Here is a 17,836-nt window from a genome sequence, read left to right on the forward strand (position 1 = left end):
TGATCTTTGCTGTCGGCACGGTTCGGGCCGACAGTCGAATGGCGCGCGCCCGAACGGGTGAGGCGTATTCCGACGGGACTGTACGCGAAGAGAAGCAGGGGTGGCGTGCTCATCGGGCAATCCGCCCGTTAGCGTTCAGTCATGAGTGATGACGTACGGATGACCGCCTGGGTGCGCGGCCGGGTACAGGGAGTGGGATTCCGCTGGTTCACCAGGGCAAACGCACTGGAGATCGGCGGCCTGGTGGGCTTCGCCCTGAACCTCGACGACGGCCGGGTACAAGTGGTGGCCGAGGGCCCGAGTGAGAATTGCCACCGTCTGCTCGACTGGCTCCACACGGGCGACACGCCCGGCCGCGTGGACGGCGTGACAGAGATATGGGACACGCCGCGCGGCGGCTACGAGAGCTTCGCCATCCGCTGACATCCGTGCCGCCGACCCCTCTCCGGTGACGGGGAGGGGCGTTGCGGGGACGCGCGGTAACGGGGGTGCGAGGGGTGAAAGCCCCTGGTGGTTGCCAAGATGTGCGCGCCATGGAAGGCTGCGCGGTAAGGATGATCGCCACGCCCCGAGGCACCGGGTCGAGAGGCACCGCTGCTTGCCGCGCGGCCGCCGACTCCCCGGTCGCCCCTTCGAACGGGGCGTGATCGTGTTGACCGTCAAACTTTTTGGTGAGACGCTGGAATCCCCGCGCACCTTAGCTGTTTGGCAGTAATGAACCGGCACGATGTACTGCCGAGCACCGCGGGTGCGAATCCCTCACGACCCACACCGCAATCGGTCGGTCACTCAGTGTGGAGGACCATCCATCATGGCAAAGGCGCTTCTCGGTTACGTCGGCGGCTCCGACCCGCGACTCCTCGCCGAGATGCGACGGCTTCAGCAGCGCGTCCAGGATCTGGAATCCGAGCTGGTACGGATCCAGTCCGAGAACGACACGCTCGCGGCTGCCGCCGCTCATCACCAGGGAGAGTCGCTGCTCGACAGCATCGATCTCGACGTACCCCAGGCGGAGCCTGCGCTCACCTGATAACCCAGCCCCGAGGGGCCAGGTGGGAAACACTCCGTCCGCCACCGTCGACCGGACAGCCAGGTCGGCGCAGCCGGACAAGGCACAACTGGATATGCAAGGGGCGCTTCGGCGTCCCTTCTTTCTTTCACCCGCCGTTTCCCCCACGGCCCACCCCTGGCCACCCCTCCTCACCCGAGGATCTGCCCTGCACCTTCGCGGGTGAAACGCGTGGGCCCCGGTAGAGTCCCCGGGGTGCACCTCAAGGCCCTGACCCTCCGAGGCTTCAAGTCGTTCGCCTCGGCCACCACACTGCGGTTCGAACCCGGAATCACCTGTGTCGTGGGTCCCAACGGATCGGGCAAGTCCAACGTCGTGGACGCCCTGTCCTGGGTCATGGGCGAGCAGGGCGCCAAGTCGCTGCGCGGCGGCAAGATGGAGGACGTCATCTTCGCCGGCACGACCGGGCGCCCGCCGCTCGGCCGCGCCGAGGTCTCGCTGACCATCGACAACTCCGACGGCGCGCTGCCCATCGACTACGCCGAGGTCACCATCACCCGGATCATGTTCCGGGGCGGCAGCAGCGAGTACCAGATCAACGGCGACACCTGCCGGCTGCTCGACATCCAGGACCTGCTCTCCGACTCCGGCATCGGGCGCGAGATGCACGTCATCGTCGGACAGGGGCAGCTCGACTCCGTCCTGCACGCCGACCCGATGGGTCGCCGCGCCTTCATCGAGGAGGCCTCGGGCGTCCTCAAGCACCGCAAGCGGAAAGAGAAGGCGCTGCGGAAGCTGGACGCGATGCAGGCCAACCTCGCGCGCGTGCAGGACCTCACCGACGAACTGCGCCGCCAGCTCAAGCCCCTCGGCCGGCAGGCCGCCGTCGCCCGCCGCGCCGTCGTCATCCAGGCCGACCTGCGCGACGCCCGGCTCCGGCTCCTCGCCGACGACCTCGTCCACCTCCAGCGGGCGCTCACGGCCGAGATGGCCGACGAAGCGGCGCTCCTCGCGCGCAAGGAGGCCACCGAGACCGAGCTGCGTGCCGCCCTCGCCCGCGAGGCGGAGCTCGAAGCGGAGGCCCGCGCCCTCGTACCCCGGCTCGAACGAGCCCAGCAGAGCTGGTACGCCCTCTCGCAGCTCGCCGAACGGGTCCGCGGCACGATCTCGCTCGCCGACGCGCGCGTGAAGAGCGCCACCGACGCCCCCGCCGAGGAGCGGCGCGGCCGCGACCCCGAGGACCTGGAGCGGGAGGCCGCCCGCGTCCGCGAGCAGGAGGCGGAGCTCGAAGCGGCGCTGGAGGCGGCCGAACGCGCCCTGGAGGACACCGTCGCCCATCGCGCCGAGCTCGAACGCGCGCTGACCGCGGAGGAGCGCCGCCTCAGGGACGTGGCCCGGGCCGTCGCCGACCGGCGCGAGGGCCTCGCCCGCCTCCACGGCCAGGTCAACGCCGCCCGCTCGCGCGCCGCCGCCGCCCAGGCCGAGATCGACCGGCTGACCGCCGCCCGGGACGAGGCGGGGGAGCGGGCGGTCGCCGCCCAGGAGGAGTTTGAGCGGCTGACGGCGGAGGTCGGGGGCCTCGACGCCGCGGACGGCGAACAGGGCGAGCGGCACGAGACCGCCCGCCGCGAACTCGCCGAGGCGGAGCGGGCGTTGAGCACCGCCCGAGAGGCGCTCGGCACCGCCGAGCGGAGCCGGGCCGCGACCCGCGCCCGGCACGAGACGCTCGCCCTCGGCCTGCGCCGCAAGGACGGCACGGGCGCACTGCTCTCCGCCGGCGTCACCGGACTCCTCGGCCCGGCCGCCGAACTCCTCACCGTCACCCCGGGATACGAGATCCCCGTGGCCGCCGCTCTCGGCGCGGCGGCCGACGCGATCGCCGCCACCGGGCCGACCGCCGCCGCCGAAGCCCTCCGCCTCCTCCGCAAACAGGACGCGGGCCGCGTCTCCCTCCTCCTGGCCGACGCACCCGAGCCCACCCCGGAGCCCGCAGCGGCCCCCGGCGCCGAGGGCTGCCTCCACGCCGCCGATCTGGTCCGCGGTCCCGCCGAACTCCTGTCGGCGGCCCGCCGGTTGCTGGCCGGAACCGTCGTCGTCGACGGCCTGGACGAGGCCGAGCGGCTCGTCCGGACCCACCCGGCGCTGACCGCTGTCACCGCCGAAGGGGACCTGCTCGGCGGGCACTTCGCGCACGGCGGGTCCGCCGGCGCCCCCAGCCTGCTCGAAGTCCAGGCCTCGGTGGCCGAGGCCGCCGAGGAGCTCGACGAACTGACCGTACGCTGCGAGGATTTGACCACCGCGCAGCGGCAGGCCGACGAACGCCGCCGCACCGCGGGCGCGCTCGTCGAGGAGCTGGACACCCGCCGCCGCGCCGCCGAGCGGGAGCGGTCCGCCGTGGCCGGGGAGCTCGGGCGGCTCGCCGGACAGGCCAGGGGAGCGGCGGGGGAGGCCGAGCGGACCGCCGCGGCCGTCGTCCGCGCCCAGGAGGCCCTGGAGAAGGCGGTCGCCGAGGCGGAGGAGCTGGCCGAACGGCTGCTCGTCGCCCAGGAGGCCACCGCATCCGGCGACGAGCAGGACGAGACCGCCACCTCCGTCCGCGACCGGCTCGCGATCGACGGCTCCAACGCGCGACAGACCGAGATGGAGGCGCGGCTCCAGGTCCGTACCCATGAGGAGCGGGTCAAGGGGCTCGCGGGGCGCGCCGACTCGCTCGACCGGGCGGCCCGCGCCGAACGGGAGGCACGCACGCGTGCCGAGCAGCGCCGGGCCCGGCTCCAGCACGAGCGCCGGGTCGCGGGCGCGGTCGCCGCCGGCGCCCGCGGGCTCCTGGCCCACGTCGAGGTCTCGCTCGTCCGCGCCGAGCGGGAGCGGGTGGCCGCCCAGGCGGCGCGCGCCGACCGTGAGCAGGGGCTGACGGCGGCCCGGGCCCGCGCCCGGGACCTCAAGGCCGAGCTGGACAAGCTGACCGACTCCGTCCACCGGGGCGAGGTGCTCGGCGCGGAGAAGCGGCTGCGGATCGAGCAGCTGGAGACGAAGGCCCTGGAGGAGTTCGGCGTGGAGGCGACCGCGCTCGTCGCCGAGTACGGCCCCGAACAGCCCGTGCCCCCGCCGCCGTCCGCGGAGGGGGAGGCATCGCCCGAGGACGCGGAGGCGTCGCCCGAGGGCGCGGAGGCGTCGCCCGAGGGTGCGGAAGACCCGCACTCCCGGCCGCGCCCGTTCGTCCGTTCGGAGCAGGAGAAGCGGCTCAAGGCCGCCGAACGGGCGTACCACCAGCTCGGCAAGGTCAATCCGCTGGCCCTGGAGGAGTTCGCGGCCCTGGAGGAGCGGCACCGGTTCCTCTCCGAACAGCTGGAGGACCTGAAGAAGACCCGGACCGATCTCCTTCAGGTCGTGAAGGAGGTCGACGTGCGGGTGGAGCAGGTCTTCACGGAGGCGTACCGGGACACGGCCCGGGAGTTCGAGGGCGTCTTCTCGCGGCTGTTCCCCGGCGGCGAGGGCCGGCTGATCCTCACCGACCCGGACGACATGCTCACCACCGGCGTCGACGTGGAGGCCCGCCCGCCGGGCAAGAAGGTCAAGCGGCTCTCGCTGCTCTCCGGCGGCGAGCGCTCGCTGACGGCCGTGGCGCTGCTCGTCTCGATCTTCAAGGCCAGGCCCAGCCCGTTCTACGTGATGGACGAGGTCGAGGCGGCGCTCGACGACACCAACCTCCAGCGGCTGATCCGGATCATGGAGGAGCTCCAGGAGTCCTCGCAGCTGATCGTGATCACGCACCAGAAGCGGACGATGGAGGTCGCGGACGCGCTGTACGGCGTGTCCATGCAGGGCGACGGCGTCTCGAAGGTGATCAGTCAGCGGCTGCGCTGACGTCCATCTCTTCAAGTCTTGAAGTCATGGCACCTCCTTGCGTTCTTAAAGTCATACGACATCGACTATTGACTTCGAAACTTGAAGGCATAGTCTCTGCAACGTTGCTTTTACCTTCACGTGGTGAGCGGCGTGATGTTGTGCGCCACTGGAAGGGCTTGCCCCCCACCCAGGAGTCCATGTGACCAGCACCGCGCAGGCGCCCACGCCGCCGCCGTCCGAAGGCCGAGCGGCGCATCCTGACCACCTCGGCCACGTCATCTTCATCGCGGCCTCCGCCGCGATGGGCGGCTTCCTCTTCGGATACGACAGCGCCGTCATCAACGGCGCCGTCGAGGCCATCCGCGACCGCTACGACATCGGCTCCGGCACGCTCGCCCAGGTCATCGCCATCGCCCTGATCGGCTGCGCCATCGGCGCCGCGACCGCGGGCCGGATCGCCGACCGCATCGGCCGCATCCGCTGCATGCAGATCTCCGCGGCGCTCTTCGCCGTCAGCGCGGTGGGCTCCGCACTGCCCTTCGCCCTCTGGGACCTCGCCTTCTGGCGGGTCGTCGGCGGCTTCGCCATCGGCATGGCCTCGGTCATCGGCCCCGCGTACATCGCCGAGGTCGCCCCCGCCGCCTACCGCGGCCGCCTCGGCTCCTTCCAGCAGGCCGCGATCGTCATCGGCATCGCCATCTCCCAGCTGGTCAACTACGGCATCCTCCAGCTCGCCGACGGGGACCAGCGCGGCGAGATCGGCGGCCTGGAAGCCTGGCAGTGGATGCTCGGCGTGATGGTCCTCCCCGCCCTCCTCTACGGCATGCTGTCCTTCGCGATCCCCGAGTCCCCGCGCTTCCTCATCTCCGTCGGGAAGACCGACCGGGCCAAGGAGGTCCTCGCCGAGGTCGAGGGCCACGGCATCGACCTCGACGCCCGCGTCGCCGAGATCGACCGGGCCATGCGCAGCGAGCACAAGTCCACCTTCAAGGACCTGCTCGCCGCCGGCAGCCGGTTCAGGCTGCTGCCCATCGTCTGGGTCGGCATCGGACTCTCCGTCTTCCAGCAGCTCGTCGGCATCAACGTCGCCTTCTACTACTCCTCGACGCTCTGGCAGTCCGTCGGCATCGACCCGTCCAGCTCGTTCTTCTACTCGTTCACCACGTCGATCATCAACATCATCGGCACCGTGATCGCGATGCTCCTGGTCGACCGCGTCGGCCGCAAGCCGCTCGCCCTCGTCGGCTCCGTCGGCATGGCGATCGCTCTCGCCGTCGAGGCCTGGGCCTTCTCCGCCGACCTCGTCGACGGCAAACTGCCCGAGACCCAGGGTGTCGTGGCGCTCGTCGCGGCCCACGTCTTCGTCCTCTTCTTCGCCCTCTCCTGGGGTGTCGTGGTCTGGGTCTTCCTCGGCGAGATGTTCCCCAACCGGATCCGCGCCGCCGCCCTCGGCGTCGCCGCCTCCGCCCAGTGGATCGCCAACTGGGCCATCACCGCCAGCTTCCCGTCCCTCGCGGACTGGAACCTCTCCGGCACCTACATGATCTACACGTTCTTCGCCGTGCTCTCGATCCCCTTCGTGCTCAGGTACGTCAAGGAGACCAAGGGCAAGGCGTTGGAGGAGATGGGCTAATCCCCGCTGCCCCTCTCCTCACCCATGGAACTGCCCCGGCCCGAGGCCCTATGCCCCGAGCCGGGGCAGTACGCCGTCGCAGAACAGCCGCAGACTCCGCCACCCCTCCTCGACCGGCATCCCGCCGCACAACGGATGCAGCACCAGGCTCTCCAGGCCGAGCACCAGGCACTCCTGCGGAGTCACCACCCGGTACACCCCCTCCGCGCGCAGCTCCGCCACCGTCGTCGCGGCCGACCGCACCGCCGAGCGGATGTCCTTCGACTGCCAGGAGGCGTACGTCCGCGCCTCGTGCAGGAAGTGCTCCCCGTACTCGGCCCAGGTCCGGTCCGGATCCTCCGACAGGTGCAGCAGCGGCGTCTCCTCGGCCGGCATCATCGTCCAGCCCTCCGTGCCGTACTCGGCACACCGCTCGCGGTAGTACGCCTCGAGCTCCGGCAGGTGCGCGCTCGGGAAGAACGGCAGCCCGAGCCGGGCCGCCCGCCGCGCCGCCGCCCTCGACGAGCCCCCGACCAGCAGCATCGGATGCGGCTGGGTGTACGGCCGCGGGGTGACCCGTACCGTACGGCCCTGATACGTGAAGGGCTCGCCGGTCCAGGCCGTCAGCAGGGTCTCCAGGAGCAGGTCCTGGAGCTTCCCGCGCCGGCCCCAGTCGACCCCGCGCTCCTCGTACTCCTCCGGCCGGTAGCCGATCCCCGCCACCGTCACCAGCCGGCCGCCGCTCAGCAGGTCCAGGACCGCGATGTCCTCCGCGAGGCGCAGCGGATCGTGCAGCGGCCCGATGATCGCCGAGACGGTGACGGCGATCCGCCCACCCGTCTCCCGGCCGCCGCCCCTCAACGAGGCGCTGCGCGCCACCCCTCCCATCGTCGCCCCGAAGACCGCGCCCGCGAAGGCGAAGGGGGAGGGCAGCCAGTTGTTCGCGACGCCGTGGTGCTCCTCGGTCTGGACCGTGTCGACCCCGTGCGCGTCGGCGTGGGCGGCCATCTCGACGGCGGCCCGGTAGCGGGCCGCGAGGGAGACGGGGGTCGCGTGCGGGTCGACGAGGTTGAACCGTACGACTGTGAAGGGCATGGGAAGTCCCCCTCCGCTGGTGGGATGCCGGCGAAGGGGGACGCTATCTGACGTGGCGTCAGATGGAAACGGTCTCGCGGACCTGAGCCGGCTCCGCCGGAGCCTTCGCGGGGCTACGCGGCAGCACGGCGTACAGCGCACCCGCCACCACGATCGTCGCCGCCCAGCCGAGACCGTTCTCACCGATCCACGACGAGGCCAGCGGACCCGAGAACCAGTCGACCTTCGTGAACAGCAGACCCACGAGCAGCGCCACCGCCCACGCCGCCATCGCCTGCCAGGCGAAACCGCCCCGGTACCAGTACGCGCTGGTCCGGGTGGTGTCCATCAGCGCCACCGCGTCGTACGACCCACGGCGCAGCATGTCCACGCCGAAGACCCCGATCCACGCCGAGAACGCCACCGCGAGCAGGGTGAGGAAGGAGATGAACGAACCGATGAAGCTGGTCGCCACCACCATCAGCAGGAAGCCGAAGACCAGACTGATCACCGCGTTCACGCTGACCGCCGCCGCCCGCGACACCCTGATGCCCAGGGTCTGCGCCGTGAACCCGGCCGAGTACATCGACATCGAGTTGATCAGCAGCATCCCGAGCAGCGCGATCACCAGATACGGAACGGAGATCCACATCGGGAGCAGCTCACCGATGAAGGAGACCGGGTCCTGCGCCGAGGCCAGGTCCGGAGTCGACACCGCCATCACCGCGCCCATCAGCACCATCGGCAGGACCACGATCCCGGCGCCGCCGACCGTCGAGCCGACCATCGCCTTCGAGGAGGCCGTACGGGGCAGGTAGCGGGTGAAGTCGGGGCCCGACGGGACCCAGCTGATGCCACCGGCCGCGATCGTGCCGATGCCCGCGACCATCATCGCGGTCGAACCGGCCGGCTTGTCGAAGACCGCGGACCAGTCGGTGTTCGCCACCAGATAGACCAGGACCAGCACGGAGAACGCGCCGAAGAGGTACGTGGACCACTTGCTGCACACCCGCAGCGCGTGGATCCCGAGGCCCGAGACCAGGAAGGTGCAGGTGACGAAGAGCAGCAGCGTCACCACGATGAGGAGCGTGTTCGACTTCACGCCGAAGAGCAGGTCGAGCACGGTCAGCACCGCGTAGGCGCCGGTCACCGCGTTGATGGTCTCCCAGCCCCAGCGGGCCACCCAGATCAGCGCACCGGGAAAAAGGTTTCCCCGCTGACCGAACACGGCCCGCGACAGCGCCATCCCCGGCGCCCCGCCCCGCTTCCCCGCGATCGAGATCAGGCCGACGATCCCGTACGAGAGCACGGGCGCGGCGATCGCCACGGTCAGGACCTGCCAGAAGTTCAGGCCGTTGAAGACGATCAGGCCGGCGCCCATCGTGAGCAGCAGCACACTGATGTTGGCCGCGACCCAGGTCGGGAAGAGCTCGCGGACCCGACCGGTCCGCTCGGCGTCGGGGACCGGCTCGAGACCGCGGGTCTCCATGGCGCCGTCGTGCGTCGCGCCTACGGCTTCGGAGGCGTCGTGGGGCATGGGGGTACTCCGTAAAGATGTGGGGGAGCCATACAGGGTACGTGCTCCGCCTTCGGGCCCCTCGTGGCCGATACTGGTACGCGTTATGGAACTCATCCTTGCTGTAGTCATCGCTCTGGTCGTCGCGGTCGCCGTGACGAGCGGGCTCGTGATCAGCGGCCGCAAGAAGAAGCAGCTGCCGCCGGCCGAGCCGCCGTCCACCACGCCGACCATCACCGCTCCGCCCGCCGAACCGCACGTCGGCGAGGAGGCGGAGACGCCGCGGGAGGAACCACGCCGCACGGTCGAGGAGGTCGAACTCCCGACGGGCGAGGAGGCCGCCGAGACGCCGGCCGCCGTCGAGGACCCCGTCGTCGCGGCGCCCCCGGCTCCCGAGATCGAGGTGCCCGAGCCGACCGCCGGTCGTCTCGTACGGCTCCGCGCCCGGCTCGCCCGCTCCCAGAACTCGCTCGGCAAGGGGCTCCTGACGCTCCTCTCGCGCGAGCACCTCGACGAGGACACCTGGGAGGAGATCGAGGAGACCCTTCTCACCGCCGACGTCGGCGTCGCCCCCACACAGGAGCTCGTCGAGCGGCTGCGCGAGCGGGTCAGGGTGCTCGGCACCCGCACCCCGGAGGAGCTGCGCGCCCTGCTCCGCGAGGAGCTCATCACGCTCCTCGGCCCCGATTTCGACCGCACGGTGCACACCGAGAGCCCCGCCGACGTGCCGGGCGTGGTCATGGTCGTCGGCGTCAACGGCACCGGCAAGACCACCACCACCGGCAAGCTGGCCCGCGTCCTGGTCGCCGACGGCAAGTCCGTCGTCCTCGGCGCCGCCGACACCTTCCGGGCCGCCGCCGCCGACCAGCTCCAGACCTGGGGCGAGCGCGTCGGCGCCCGCACCGTGCGCGGACCGGAGGGCGGCGACCCGGCGTCGATCGCCTTCGACGCGGTCAAGGAGGGCATCGCCGAGGGCGCCGACGTCGTCCTCATCGACACCGCGGGCCGCCTCCACACCAAGACCGGCCTCATGGACGAGCTCGGCAAGGTCAAGCGCGTCGTCGAGAAGCACGGCCCGCTCGACGAGATCCTTCTCGTCCTCGACGCCACCACCGGCCAGAACGGCCTGATCCAGGCCCGCGTCTTCGCCGAGGTCGTCGACATCACCGGCATCGTCCTGACCAAGCTCGACGGCACCGCCAAGGGCGGCATCGTCGTCGCCGTCCAGCGCGAGCTGGGCGTCCCGGTCAAGCTGATCGGCCTCGGTGAGGGCCCGGACGACCTGGCCCCCTTCGAGCCGGGCGCCTTCGTCGACGCCCTGATCGGCGACTGACCGCCGTACGCGCGAACGCTCGCACGCGCCGAGCGCTCACGGGTGAGGGCCCCCGCCACGAACCGGCGGGGGCCCTCACGCATGTCCTGGGCTCAGAAGTGCGTCCGGTGACAGATGTACGCCAGCGTCCCGAGCAGCAGCCGCGCCTGCGGCGGCGCCCCCGCCGTGTCCAGCGTCGGCGGCCGCAGCCAGAGCACCGGACCCAGACCGCCCAGATCCGACGGGGGAGCGGTGACGTGGGCGCCGGGCCCCAGACAGTGCAGGTCCAGATCGGCGTCGTCCCAGCCCATCCGGTACAGCAGCTGCGGCAGCTCGGCCGCCGCGCCGGGCGCCACGAAGAACCGCGCCCGGCCGGTCGGGGTCGCGCACACCGGGCCCAGCGGCAGCCCCATGCGCTCCAGCCGGACGAGCGCCCGGCGGCCCGCCGCCTCCGCGACCTCGATCACGTCGAAGGCCCGGCCCACGGGAAGCATCAGCGCCGCGCCCGGGTACTCCGCCCAGGCCTTCGTCGCGTCGTCGAGACCGGCGCCCGCCGGCACCGGTTCGGCGAAGGAGAGCGGATGCGCCCCCGGGGCCGTGCACGCCGGATCCCCGCAGGAGCACTGGCCGGAGACGGCCCGAGCCCCGGGGACCACGTCCCAGCCCCACAGTCCTGTGTACTCGGCCACCGCTGTGCACTCCGTGGTGCGTACGCGGCGGCGCGCGCCGGACCGCATCTCACGAATGCCGCCGATCGTGAAGCCCATGCCCCCTCCAACGGGTCGAACGCGCCGGTGGTTACGACCCGGAGCATCGTCGTCACCTTTGGTCACGATCCGTCGCCCCCAAATGGCGCGCGGTCGTGGGAGGGGTGGTGCGGGCCGTCGCGCGCGCCTCTCCGCGCATCCGTCCGCCGACTCCGGTTCGTCGCATGTCAAGTGAATCGCGTCCAGCCGGTGGCGAGTTCATTCGAAGGGGTGGCGAATGGTGGCGTTTCTTGAATCGCCCTCACGGGAGAGGTGATCGTAGGATTACTTTCGGTACTCGAACCCCGGGCCCGCTTGTGCGCGCGGGTATGCCGGAGGCAACCCGGTTTCCCGTCCGAAGGAGCGAGAACCCCGGACGAGAGCCGCGCGAGGCGGCATTCTGATAGGGGTTCGCATGACAGGCAATCAGGTGGATGGGGGCGTTCCAGTGGGCGGCAACGGCGCAGACGGTACGACTGCCGGCAAGCGCCCGAACGAGCAGCTGGGCTCGTGGTTCGTGCGCAGCGGCTGGTCCAAGGGCGAACTGGCACGGCAGGTGAACCGCAGGGCGCGCCAGATGGGCGCGCACCACATCTCCACCGACACCTCGCGCGTACGCCGCTGGCTCGACGGCGAGCAGCCCCGCGAGCCGATCCCGCGGATCCTCTCCGAGCTGTTCTCCGAGCGCTTCGGCTCCGTCGTCGCCGTCGAGGACCTCGGCCTGCGGACCGCCCACCAGTCCCCGTCCGTCTCGGGCGTCGACCTGCCCTGGGCCGGCCCCCAGACCGTCGCCCTGCTCAGCGAGTTCTCCCGCAGCGACCTCATGCTCGCCCGGCGCGGCTTCCTCGGCTCCTCGCTCTCGCTCGCCGCCGGACCCACCCTCATCGAGCCGATGCAGCGGTGGCTCGTCCCCACCCCGGTCACCGACATCGAGCGCCCCGAGTCCCTCGTCGACGCCCGGCGCCCCAACCGGCTCTCCGAGATCGAGCTCGACCTCCTCGAATCCACCACCGCCATGTTCCGCAAGTGGGACGCCCAGTGCGGCGGAGGGCTCCGACGCAAGGCCGTCGTCGGACAGCTCCACGAGGTCACCGACCTCCTCCAGGAGCCACAGCCCGCCGCCACCGCCAAGCGCCTCTTCACCTGCGCCGCCGAACTCGCCGAACTCGCCGGCTGGATGAGCTACGACGTGGGCCTCCAGCCCACCGCCCAGAAGTACTTCGTGCTCGCCCTGCACGCCGCCAAGGAGGCCGGGGACAAGCCCCTCGGCTCGTACATCCTCTCCTCGATGAGCCGCCAGATGATCCACCTCGGCCGGCCCGACGACGCCCTCGAACTCATCCACCTCGCCCAGTACGGCAGCCGCGACTGCGCCACCCCCCGCACCCAGGCCATGCTGTATGCGATGGAGGCCCGCGCCTACGCCAACATGGGGCAGCCCTCCAAGTGCAAGCGGGCCGTCCGGATGGCCGAGGACACCTTCGCCGACGTCGGCCTCGACGGCGAGCCCGAGCCCGACTGGATCGGCTTCTTCTCGGAGGCCGAACTGAACGGCGAGAACTCCCACTCCTACCGCGACCTCGCCTACGTCGCCGGGCGCTCCCCGACCTACGCCTCCCTCGCCGAACCCGTCATGGAGCGGGCCGTCGAGCTCTTCGAGAAGGACCCCGACCACCAGCGGTCGTACGCGCTCAACCTGATCGGCATGGCCACCGTCCACCTCCTCAAGCGCGAGCCCGAGCAGTCCGTCGTCCTCGCCGAGAAGGCCCTCGGCGTCGCCCGGAGCATCCGCTCCGAGCGGGTCAACAACCGGCTCCGCAAGACCGTCGACCACGCCGCCCGCGGCTTCGGCGACGTCGCCGAGGTCGTCCAGCTCACCGACCGGCTCACCCAGCTCCTGCCCGAGGCCGCCGAAGCGGTCTGACCCCTCCCACAGCACTCCACGACCCCGCCCACGGCCGTCACAGGCCCCTCCCGCGGCCCTCAGGGGCCCCTCCCGCGGCCCTCCCGCCGCCCCTCGGCACCGGGAGCGGCCCGCCAGACTCCGGCCGCGCCGGACGTCCCGTACTGCCCGACTCGGCTCCCCCGCCGCAAGGTCACACGGACGCCCGGCGCGGCCGGTTTCGTGCTCCCCCGCGCGATCCCGGGCGGTCCCTCGCGCGATCCCGGGCAGCCCCCCGCGCGATTCAGGCCAGCCCCCCGCGCGATTCCGGGAGGGTACTTCCGTGACCCGCCCGTGACCCTGCCGTTCACGGCCACGTAACACGCCCCACCCCTTCGTCACTGCGCCGAAACATCGAGCGGCATCGGCGGAAACCGCGCTGCGCGAATCTCTGGCCCATAACCGGCCACGCCCCTCGCGGCCGGCCGCTCTCCGGCCCCGCCCCGCACAGGCCGTACCGACGACGAGGAGACGCCGATGGCACCAGCCATCACGACCCTGGCCGCAGACGCCCCCGAGCTGTCTGCCGCCAACACCGGGTTCATGCTCATCTGCTCCGCCCTGGTCATGCTGATGACCCCGGCTCTCGCCTTCTTCTACGGAGGCATGGTCCGCGTCAAGTCCACCCTCAACATGCTGATGATGAGCTTCATCAGCCTCGGGATCGTCACGATCCTCTGGGTGCTCTTCGGCTTCAGCCTTGCCTTCGGCACCGACATCGGATCGATCATCGGCTGGTCCTCCGAGTACGTCGGCCTCAGCGGCATCGGCGTCACCGAACTCTGGGACGGCTACACCATCCCGGTGTACGTCTTCGCCGTCTTCCAGCTGATGTTCGCGATCATCACGCCCGCCCTGATCAGCGGCGCCCTCGCCGACCGCGTCAAGTTCACGGCCTGGGCCCTCTTCATCACCCTGTGGGTCACTGTTGTCTACTTCCCCGTCGCCCACTGGGTGTGGGGCTCCGGCGGCTGGCTCTTCGAGATGGGCGTCATCGACTTCGCCGGTGGCACGGCCGTCCACATCAACGCCGGTGCCGCGGCCCTCGGCGTGATCCTCGTCATCGGCAAGCGCGTCGGCTTCAAGAAGGACCCGATGCGCCCGCACAGCCTCCCGCTGGTCATGCTGGGCGCCGGTCTCCTCTGGTTCGGCTGGTTCGGCTTCAACGCCGGCTCCTGGCTCGGCAACGACGACGGCGTCGGCGCCGTGATGTTCGTCAACACCCAGGTCGCCACCGCCGCCGCCATGCTCGCCTGGCTCGGGTACGAGAAGATCCGCCACGGCTCCTTCACCACCCTCGGTGCCGCCTCCGGCGCCGTCGCCGGCCTCGTCGCGATCACCCCGTCCGGCGGCGCCGTCAGCCCGCTCGGCGCGATCGCCGTCGGCGCCATCGCCGGTCTCTTCTGCGCCATGGCCGTCGGTCTCAAGTACAAGTTCGGCTACGACGACTCCCTCGACGTCATCGGCGTCCACCTCGTCGGCGGTGTCATCGGCTCCCTCCTCGTCGGCCTCTTCGCCACCGGCGGCGTCCAGTCCGACGTCAAGGGCCTCTTCTACGGCGGCGGCCTCGACCAGCTCGGCAAGCAGGCCGTGGGAGTCTTCGCCGTCCTCGCCTACTCTCTGATCGCCTCCGCGATCCTCGCCCTGATCATCGACAAGACGATGGGGATGCGGGTCAGCGAGGACGACGAGGTCTCCGGCATCGACCAGGTCGAGCACGCCGAGACCGCGTACGACTTCAGCGGAGCCGGTGGCGGCGCGTCCTCGCGCTCCACCGCCGCCCCCGCCCCGGCCGTCACGGAGAACAAGAAGGTGGACGCATGAAGCTCATCACCGCGGTCGTCAAGCCGCACCGGCTCGACGAGATCAAGGAAGCCCTCCAGGCCTTCGGCGTCCACGGCCTCACCGTCACCGAGGCCAGCGGATACGGACGCCAGCGCGGCCACACCGAGGTCTACCGCGGCGCCGAGTACACCGTCGACCTCGTCCCCAAGATCCGCATCGAGGTCCTCGTCGAGGACGAGGACGCCGAACAGCTCATCGACGTCGTCGTGAAGGCCGCCCGAACCGGCAAGATCGGAGACGGCAAGGTGTGGAGCGTGCCGGTCGAGACCGCCGTAAGGGTCCGCACCGGCGAGCGCGGTCCGGACGCACTGTAAGCACACGAAGGAGCCGCCGGGTGACGAGCCTCGAAGCGAGTACACAGACCGAAGATTCGGGACCCGGCGGTTACGCGGCGGCCCGGCTGCTCCTTCTCCATGAGAAGGAGCGGTCCGGGCCGCCGCGCCGTAACGCCCTGGCCCGGCTCACCGACGACTGGCTGGCCGGCCTCTTCGCCGCCGCCGCCCCGCCCCGCGGGACCGCCCTCGTCGCCGTCGGCGGCTACGGGCGCGCCGAACTCTCCCCCCGCAGCGACCTCGACCTCCTCCTGCTCCACGACGGCAGCGCCGACCAGGCGGCCGTCGCCGCCCTCGCCGACCGCATCTGGTACCCCGTCTGGGACCTCGGCATGGCCCTCGACCACTCCGTCCGCACCCCCGCCGAGGCCCGCACCACCGCCGGCGAGGACCTCAAGGTCCAGCTCGGCCTCCTCGACGCCCGGCACGTCGCCGGAGACGCCGGCCTCGTCGCCGCCCTCCGCACCACCGTCCTCGCCGACTGGCGCAACCAGGCACCCAAGCGCCTCCCCGAACTCGACGAACTCTGCCGTGACCGGGCCGAACGCATGGGGGAGCTCCAGTTCCTCCTCGAACCCGACCTCAAGGAGGCCAGGGGCGGACTCCGCGACGCCCAGGCCCTCCGCGCCGTCGCCGCCTCCTGGCTGGCCGACGCCCCCCGCGAAGGCCTCGACGCGGCCCGCCGCCGCCTCCTCGACGCCCGTGACGCCCTGCACCTCTCGACCGGCCGGGCCACCGACCGGCTCGCCCTCCAGGAACAGGACGCGGTCGCGCGGGAACTCGGCCTCCTCGACGCCGACACCCTGCTCCGCGAGGTGTACGAGGCCGCGCGGATCATCTCGTACGCCACCGACGTCACCTGGCGCGAGGTCAACCGCGTCCTCAAGTCACGCTCCGCCCGACCCCGGCTGCGGTCCCTCCTCAGCGCTAGGCCCGGCGCCGCGAAACCGCCCGTCGAACGCACCCCCCTCGCCGAGGGCGTCGTCGAGATGGACGGCGAGGTCGTCCTCGCCCGCACCGCCAAACCCGAACGCGACCCCGTCCTCCCCCTGAGGGCCGCCGCGGCCGCCGCCCAGTCCGGCCTGCCGATCTCCCTGCACGCCGTACGCCGCCTCGCGGCCGCCGCCAAACCCCTGCCCGTGCCGTGGCCCGCCGAGGCCCGCGAGGAACTCGTCACCCTCCTCGGCGCGGGCGAGGCGACCGTGCCCGTCTGGGAGGCACTGGAGGCCGAAGGGCTGATCACCCGCCTGCTCCCCGACTGGGAGCGGGTGCGGTGCCGCCCCCAGCGCAACCCCGTCCACACCTGGACCGTCGACCGCCACCTCGTCGAGACCGCCGTACGCGCCGCCTCCCTCACCCGCCGCGTCGGCCGCCCCGACCTCCTCCTCGTCGCCGCCCTCCTCCACGACATCGGCAAGGGCTGGCCCGGCGACCACTCCGTCGCCGGCGAGACCATCGCCCGCGACCTCGCCACCCGCATCGGCTTCGACCGCACCGACACCGGCGTCATCGCCACCGCCGTCCGCCACCACCTGCTCCTCGTCGAGACCGCCACCCGCCGCGACCTCGACGACCCCGCCACCGTCCAGTCCGTCGCCGCCGCCGTCGGCACCCTCGGCACCCTGGAACTGATCCACGCCCTCACCGAGGCCGACGCCCTCGCCACCGGCCCCGCCGCCTGGTCCTCCTGGCGCGCCTCGCTCGTCGCCGACCTGGTCAAACGGGTCGCCGGCGTCCTCGCGGGCGAAACCCTCCCCGACCCCGAGGCCGCCGCGCCCAGCGCCGAACAGGAACGCCTCGCCATCGAGGCCCTGCGCACCGGCGAACCCGTCCTCGCCCTCCACACCCGTACCGAAGCGGCCGTCGACCCCGAAGCCCCCGACGACGACACCCCCGAACCCATCGGCGTGGAACTCGTCATCGCCCTGCCCGACCAGCCCGGCGTCCTCCCCGCCGTCGCCGGCGTCCTCGCCCTCCACCGGCTCACCGTTCGGGCCGCCGACCTCCGCGCCGTCGAACTCCCCACCGGCCTCGGCTCCGGCGCGGTCCTCGTACTCGACTGGCGCGTCGCCGCCGAGTACGGCTCCCTGCCCGAGGCCACCCGGCTCCGCGCCGACCTCGTCCGCGCCCTCGACGGCTCCCTCGACATCCCCGCCCGCCTCGCCGAACGCGAAGCGGCCTACCCCCGCAGGCGCGGCCTCACCGCCCCGCCGCCCCGCGTCACCGTCGCCGCGGCCGACTCCCGCCTCGCCACCGTCATCGAGGTCCGCGCCCAGGACGCCCCCGGCCTCCTCCACCGCATCGGCCGCGCCCTGGAGGGCGCCGCGGTCCGCGTCCGCAGCGCCCACGTCTCCACCCTGGGCGCGAACGCCGTCGACACCCTGTACGTGACCCGCCCCGACGGCTCCCTGCTCCCCGACGAGGAGGCGGTGGACCTGGCCCGGGCACTGGAGTCGGCGCTGCGCTGAACCCCGGAACCGCCCCGCCGCACGACCCGCCCCACGACCCGCCCCCGCCCACCGGATCCGGTGGGCGGGGGCACATCCTCCGAGCGGCCCGATACCCTGGAGGGCAGTCCGACCGCCCCCGACACCTGAGG

Annotated in this window: 12 protein-coding genes; 9 read left to right on the top strand and 3 right to left on the bottom strand. The window is 72.0% G+C overall.

Annotated features, from left to right (window positions below):
• Positions 1 to 141 precede the first annotated feature (141 nt).
• The 4 genes from OG361_RS28390 to OG361_RS28405 all read left to right on the top strand — a co-directional run bounded on the left by OG361_RS28390 (position 142) and on the right by OG361_RS28405 (position 6,491).
• On the top strand, positions 142 to 423 hold the full coding sequence (locus OG361_RS28390) for an acylphosphatase (protein WP_405857952.1): 282 nt from the start codon (positions 142 to 144) through the stop codon (positions 421 to 423).
• A gap of 388 nt (positions 424 to 811) precedes the next feature.
• A complete protein-coding gene (locus OG361_RS28395; RefSeq protein ID WP_024755899.1) occupies positions 812 to 1,030 on the top strand; it encodes a hypothetical protein in 219 nt (72 codons plus the stop codon).
• Positions 1,031 to 1,264: 234 nt separating this feature from the next.
• Complete coding sequence (gene smc / locus OG361_RS28400; protein ID WP_405857955.1) at positions 1,265 to 4,876, top strand: chromosome segregation protein SMC; 3,612 nt, start codon at positions 1,265 to 1,267, stop codon at positions 4,874 to 4,876.
• 181 nt (positions 4,877 to 5,057) lie between these two features.
• On the top strand, positions 5,058 to 6,491 hold the full coding sequence (locus OG361_RS28405) for a sugar porter family MFS transporter (RefSeq protein ID WP_405857957.1): 1,434 nt from the start codon (positions 5,058 to 5,060) through the stop codon (positions 6,489 to 6,491).
• Positions 6,492 to 6,539: 48 nt separating this feature from the next.
• Here OG361_RS28405 and OG361_RS28410 read toward each other — a convergent pair whose 3' ends face one another.
• The gene (locus OG361_RS28410; protein WP_405857959.1) at positions 6,540 to 7,565 is read right to left on the bottom strand and encodes an LLM class flavin-dependent oxidoreductase; all 1,026 of its coding nucleotides are present in this window, start codon (positions 7,563 to 7,565) and stop codon (positions 6,540 to 6,542) included.
• A gap of 58 nt (positions 7,566 to 7,623) precedes the next feature.
• A complete protein-coding gene (locus OG361_RS28415) occupies positions 7,624 to 9,081 on the bottom strand; it encodes a cytosine permease (protein ID WP_405857961.1) in 1,458 nt (485 codons plus the stop codon).
• Between the two features lie 85 nt (positions 9,082 to 9,166).
• On the opposite strand from OG361_RS28415, the gene ftsY reads away from it, so the two are divergent.
• Entirely contained in the window at positions 9,167 to 10,393 is a 1,227-nt protein-coding gene (ftsY, locus tag OG361_RS28420) for a signal recognition particle-docking protein FtsY (RefSeq protein WP_405857963.1), read from the top strand.
• A 92-nt stretch (positions 10,394 to 10,485) separates the two neighbouring features.
• On the opposite strand, the gene OG361_RS28425 is transcribed toward ftsY, so the two are convergent.
• Positions 10,486 to 11,139 (bottom strand): bifunctional DNA primase/polymerase, encoded by a 654-nt coding sequence (locus OG361_RS28425; RefSeq protein ID WP_405857965.1) that lies wholly within the window; start codon positions 11,137 to 11,139, stop codon positions 10,486 to 10,488.
• A gap of 427 nt (positions 11,140 to 11,566) precedes the next feature.
• Between OG361_RS28425 and OG361_RS28430 the strand changes: the two genes are divergently transcribed.
• The 4 genes from OG361_RS28430 (at position 11,567) to OG361_RS28445 (ending at position 17,705) form a co-directional block, all read left to right on the top strand.
• Positions 11,567 to 13,042, top strand: coding sequence for a hypothetical protein (locus OG361_RS28430; RefSeq protein WP_405862483.1), 1,476 nt, complete (start codon positions 11,567 to 11,569; stop codon positions 13,040 to 13,042).
• A 495-nt stretch (positions 13,043 to 13,537) separates the two neighbouring features.
• Positions 13,538 to 14,884, top strand: coding sequence for an ammonium transporter (locus tag OG361_RS28435; RefSeq protein ID WP_405857966.1), 1,347 nt, complete (start codon positions 13,538 to 13,540; stop codon positions 14,882 to 14,884).
• A complete protein-coding gene (locus OG361_RS28440) occupies positions 14,881 to 15,219 on the top strand; it encodes a P-II family nitrogen regulator (protein WP_015036464.1) in 339 nt (112 codons plus the stop codon). The genes OG361_RS28435 and OG361_RS28440 overlap by 4 nt, the downstream gene beginning before the upstream one ends.
• Before the next feature lie 20 nt (positions 15,220 to 15,239).
• The gene (locus OG361_RS28445) at positions 15,240 to 17,705 is read left to right on the top strand and encodes a [protein-PII] uridylyltransferase (RefSeq protein ID WP_405857968.1); all 2,466 of its coding nucleotides are present in this window, start codon (positions 15,240 to 15,242) and stop codon (positions 17,703 to 17,705) included.
• The last annotated feature ends 131 nt before the right edge of the window (positions 17,706 to 17,836 follow it).

Source organism: Streptomyces sp. NBC_00090 (assembly GCF_045160815.1).
GTDB lineage: Bacteria > Actinomycetota > Actinomycetes > Streptomycetales > Streptomycetaceae > Streptomyces.

Bases quoted from the DNA above. Each gene is read 5' to 3' on its own strand.
- OG361_RS28390 (WP_405857952.1), top strand. From the start codon at position 142: ATGAGTGATGACGTACGGATGACCGCCTGGGTGCGCGGCCGGGTACAG.
- OG361_RS28395 (WP_024755899.1), top strand. From the start codon at position 812: ATGGCAAAGGCGCTTCTCGGTTACGTCGGCGGCTCCGACCCGCGACTC.
- OG361_RS28410 (WP_405857959.1), bottom strand. From the start codon at position 7,565: ATGCCCTTCACAGTCGTACGGTTCAACCTCGTCGACCCGCACGCGACC.
- OG361_RS28415 (WP_405857961.1), bottom strand. From the start codon at position 9,081: ATGCCCCACGACGCCTCCGAAGCCGTAGGCGCGACGCACGACGGCGCC.
- ftsY (WP_405857963.1), top strand. From the start codon at position 9,167: ATGGAACTCATCCTTGCTGTAGTCATCGCTCTGGTCGTCGCGGTCGCC.
- OG361_RS28425 (WP_405857965.1), bottom strand. From the start codon at position 11,139: ATGGGCTTCACGATCGGCGGCATTCGTGAGATGCGGTCCGGCGCGCGC.
- OG361_RS28435 (WP_405857966.1), top strand. From the start codon at position 13,538: ATGGCACCAGCCATCACGACCCTGGCCGCAGACGCCCCCGAGCTGTCT.
- OG361_RS28440 (WP_015036464.1), top strand. From the start codon at position 14,881: ATGAAGCTCATCACCGCGGTCGTCAAGCCGCACCGGCTCGACGAGATC.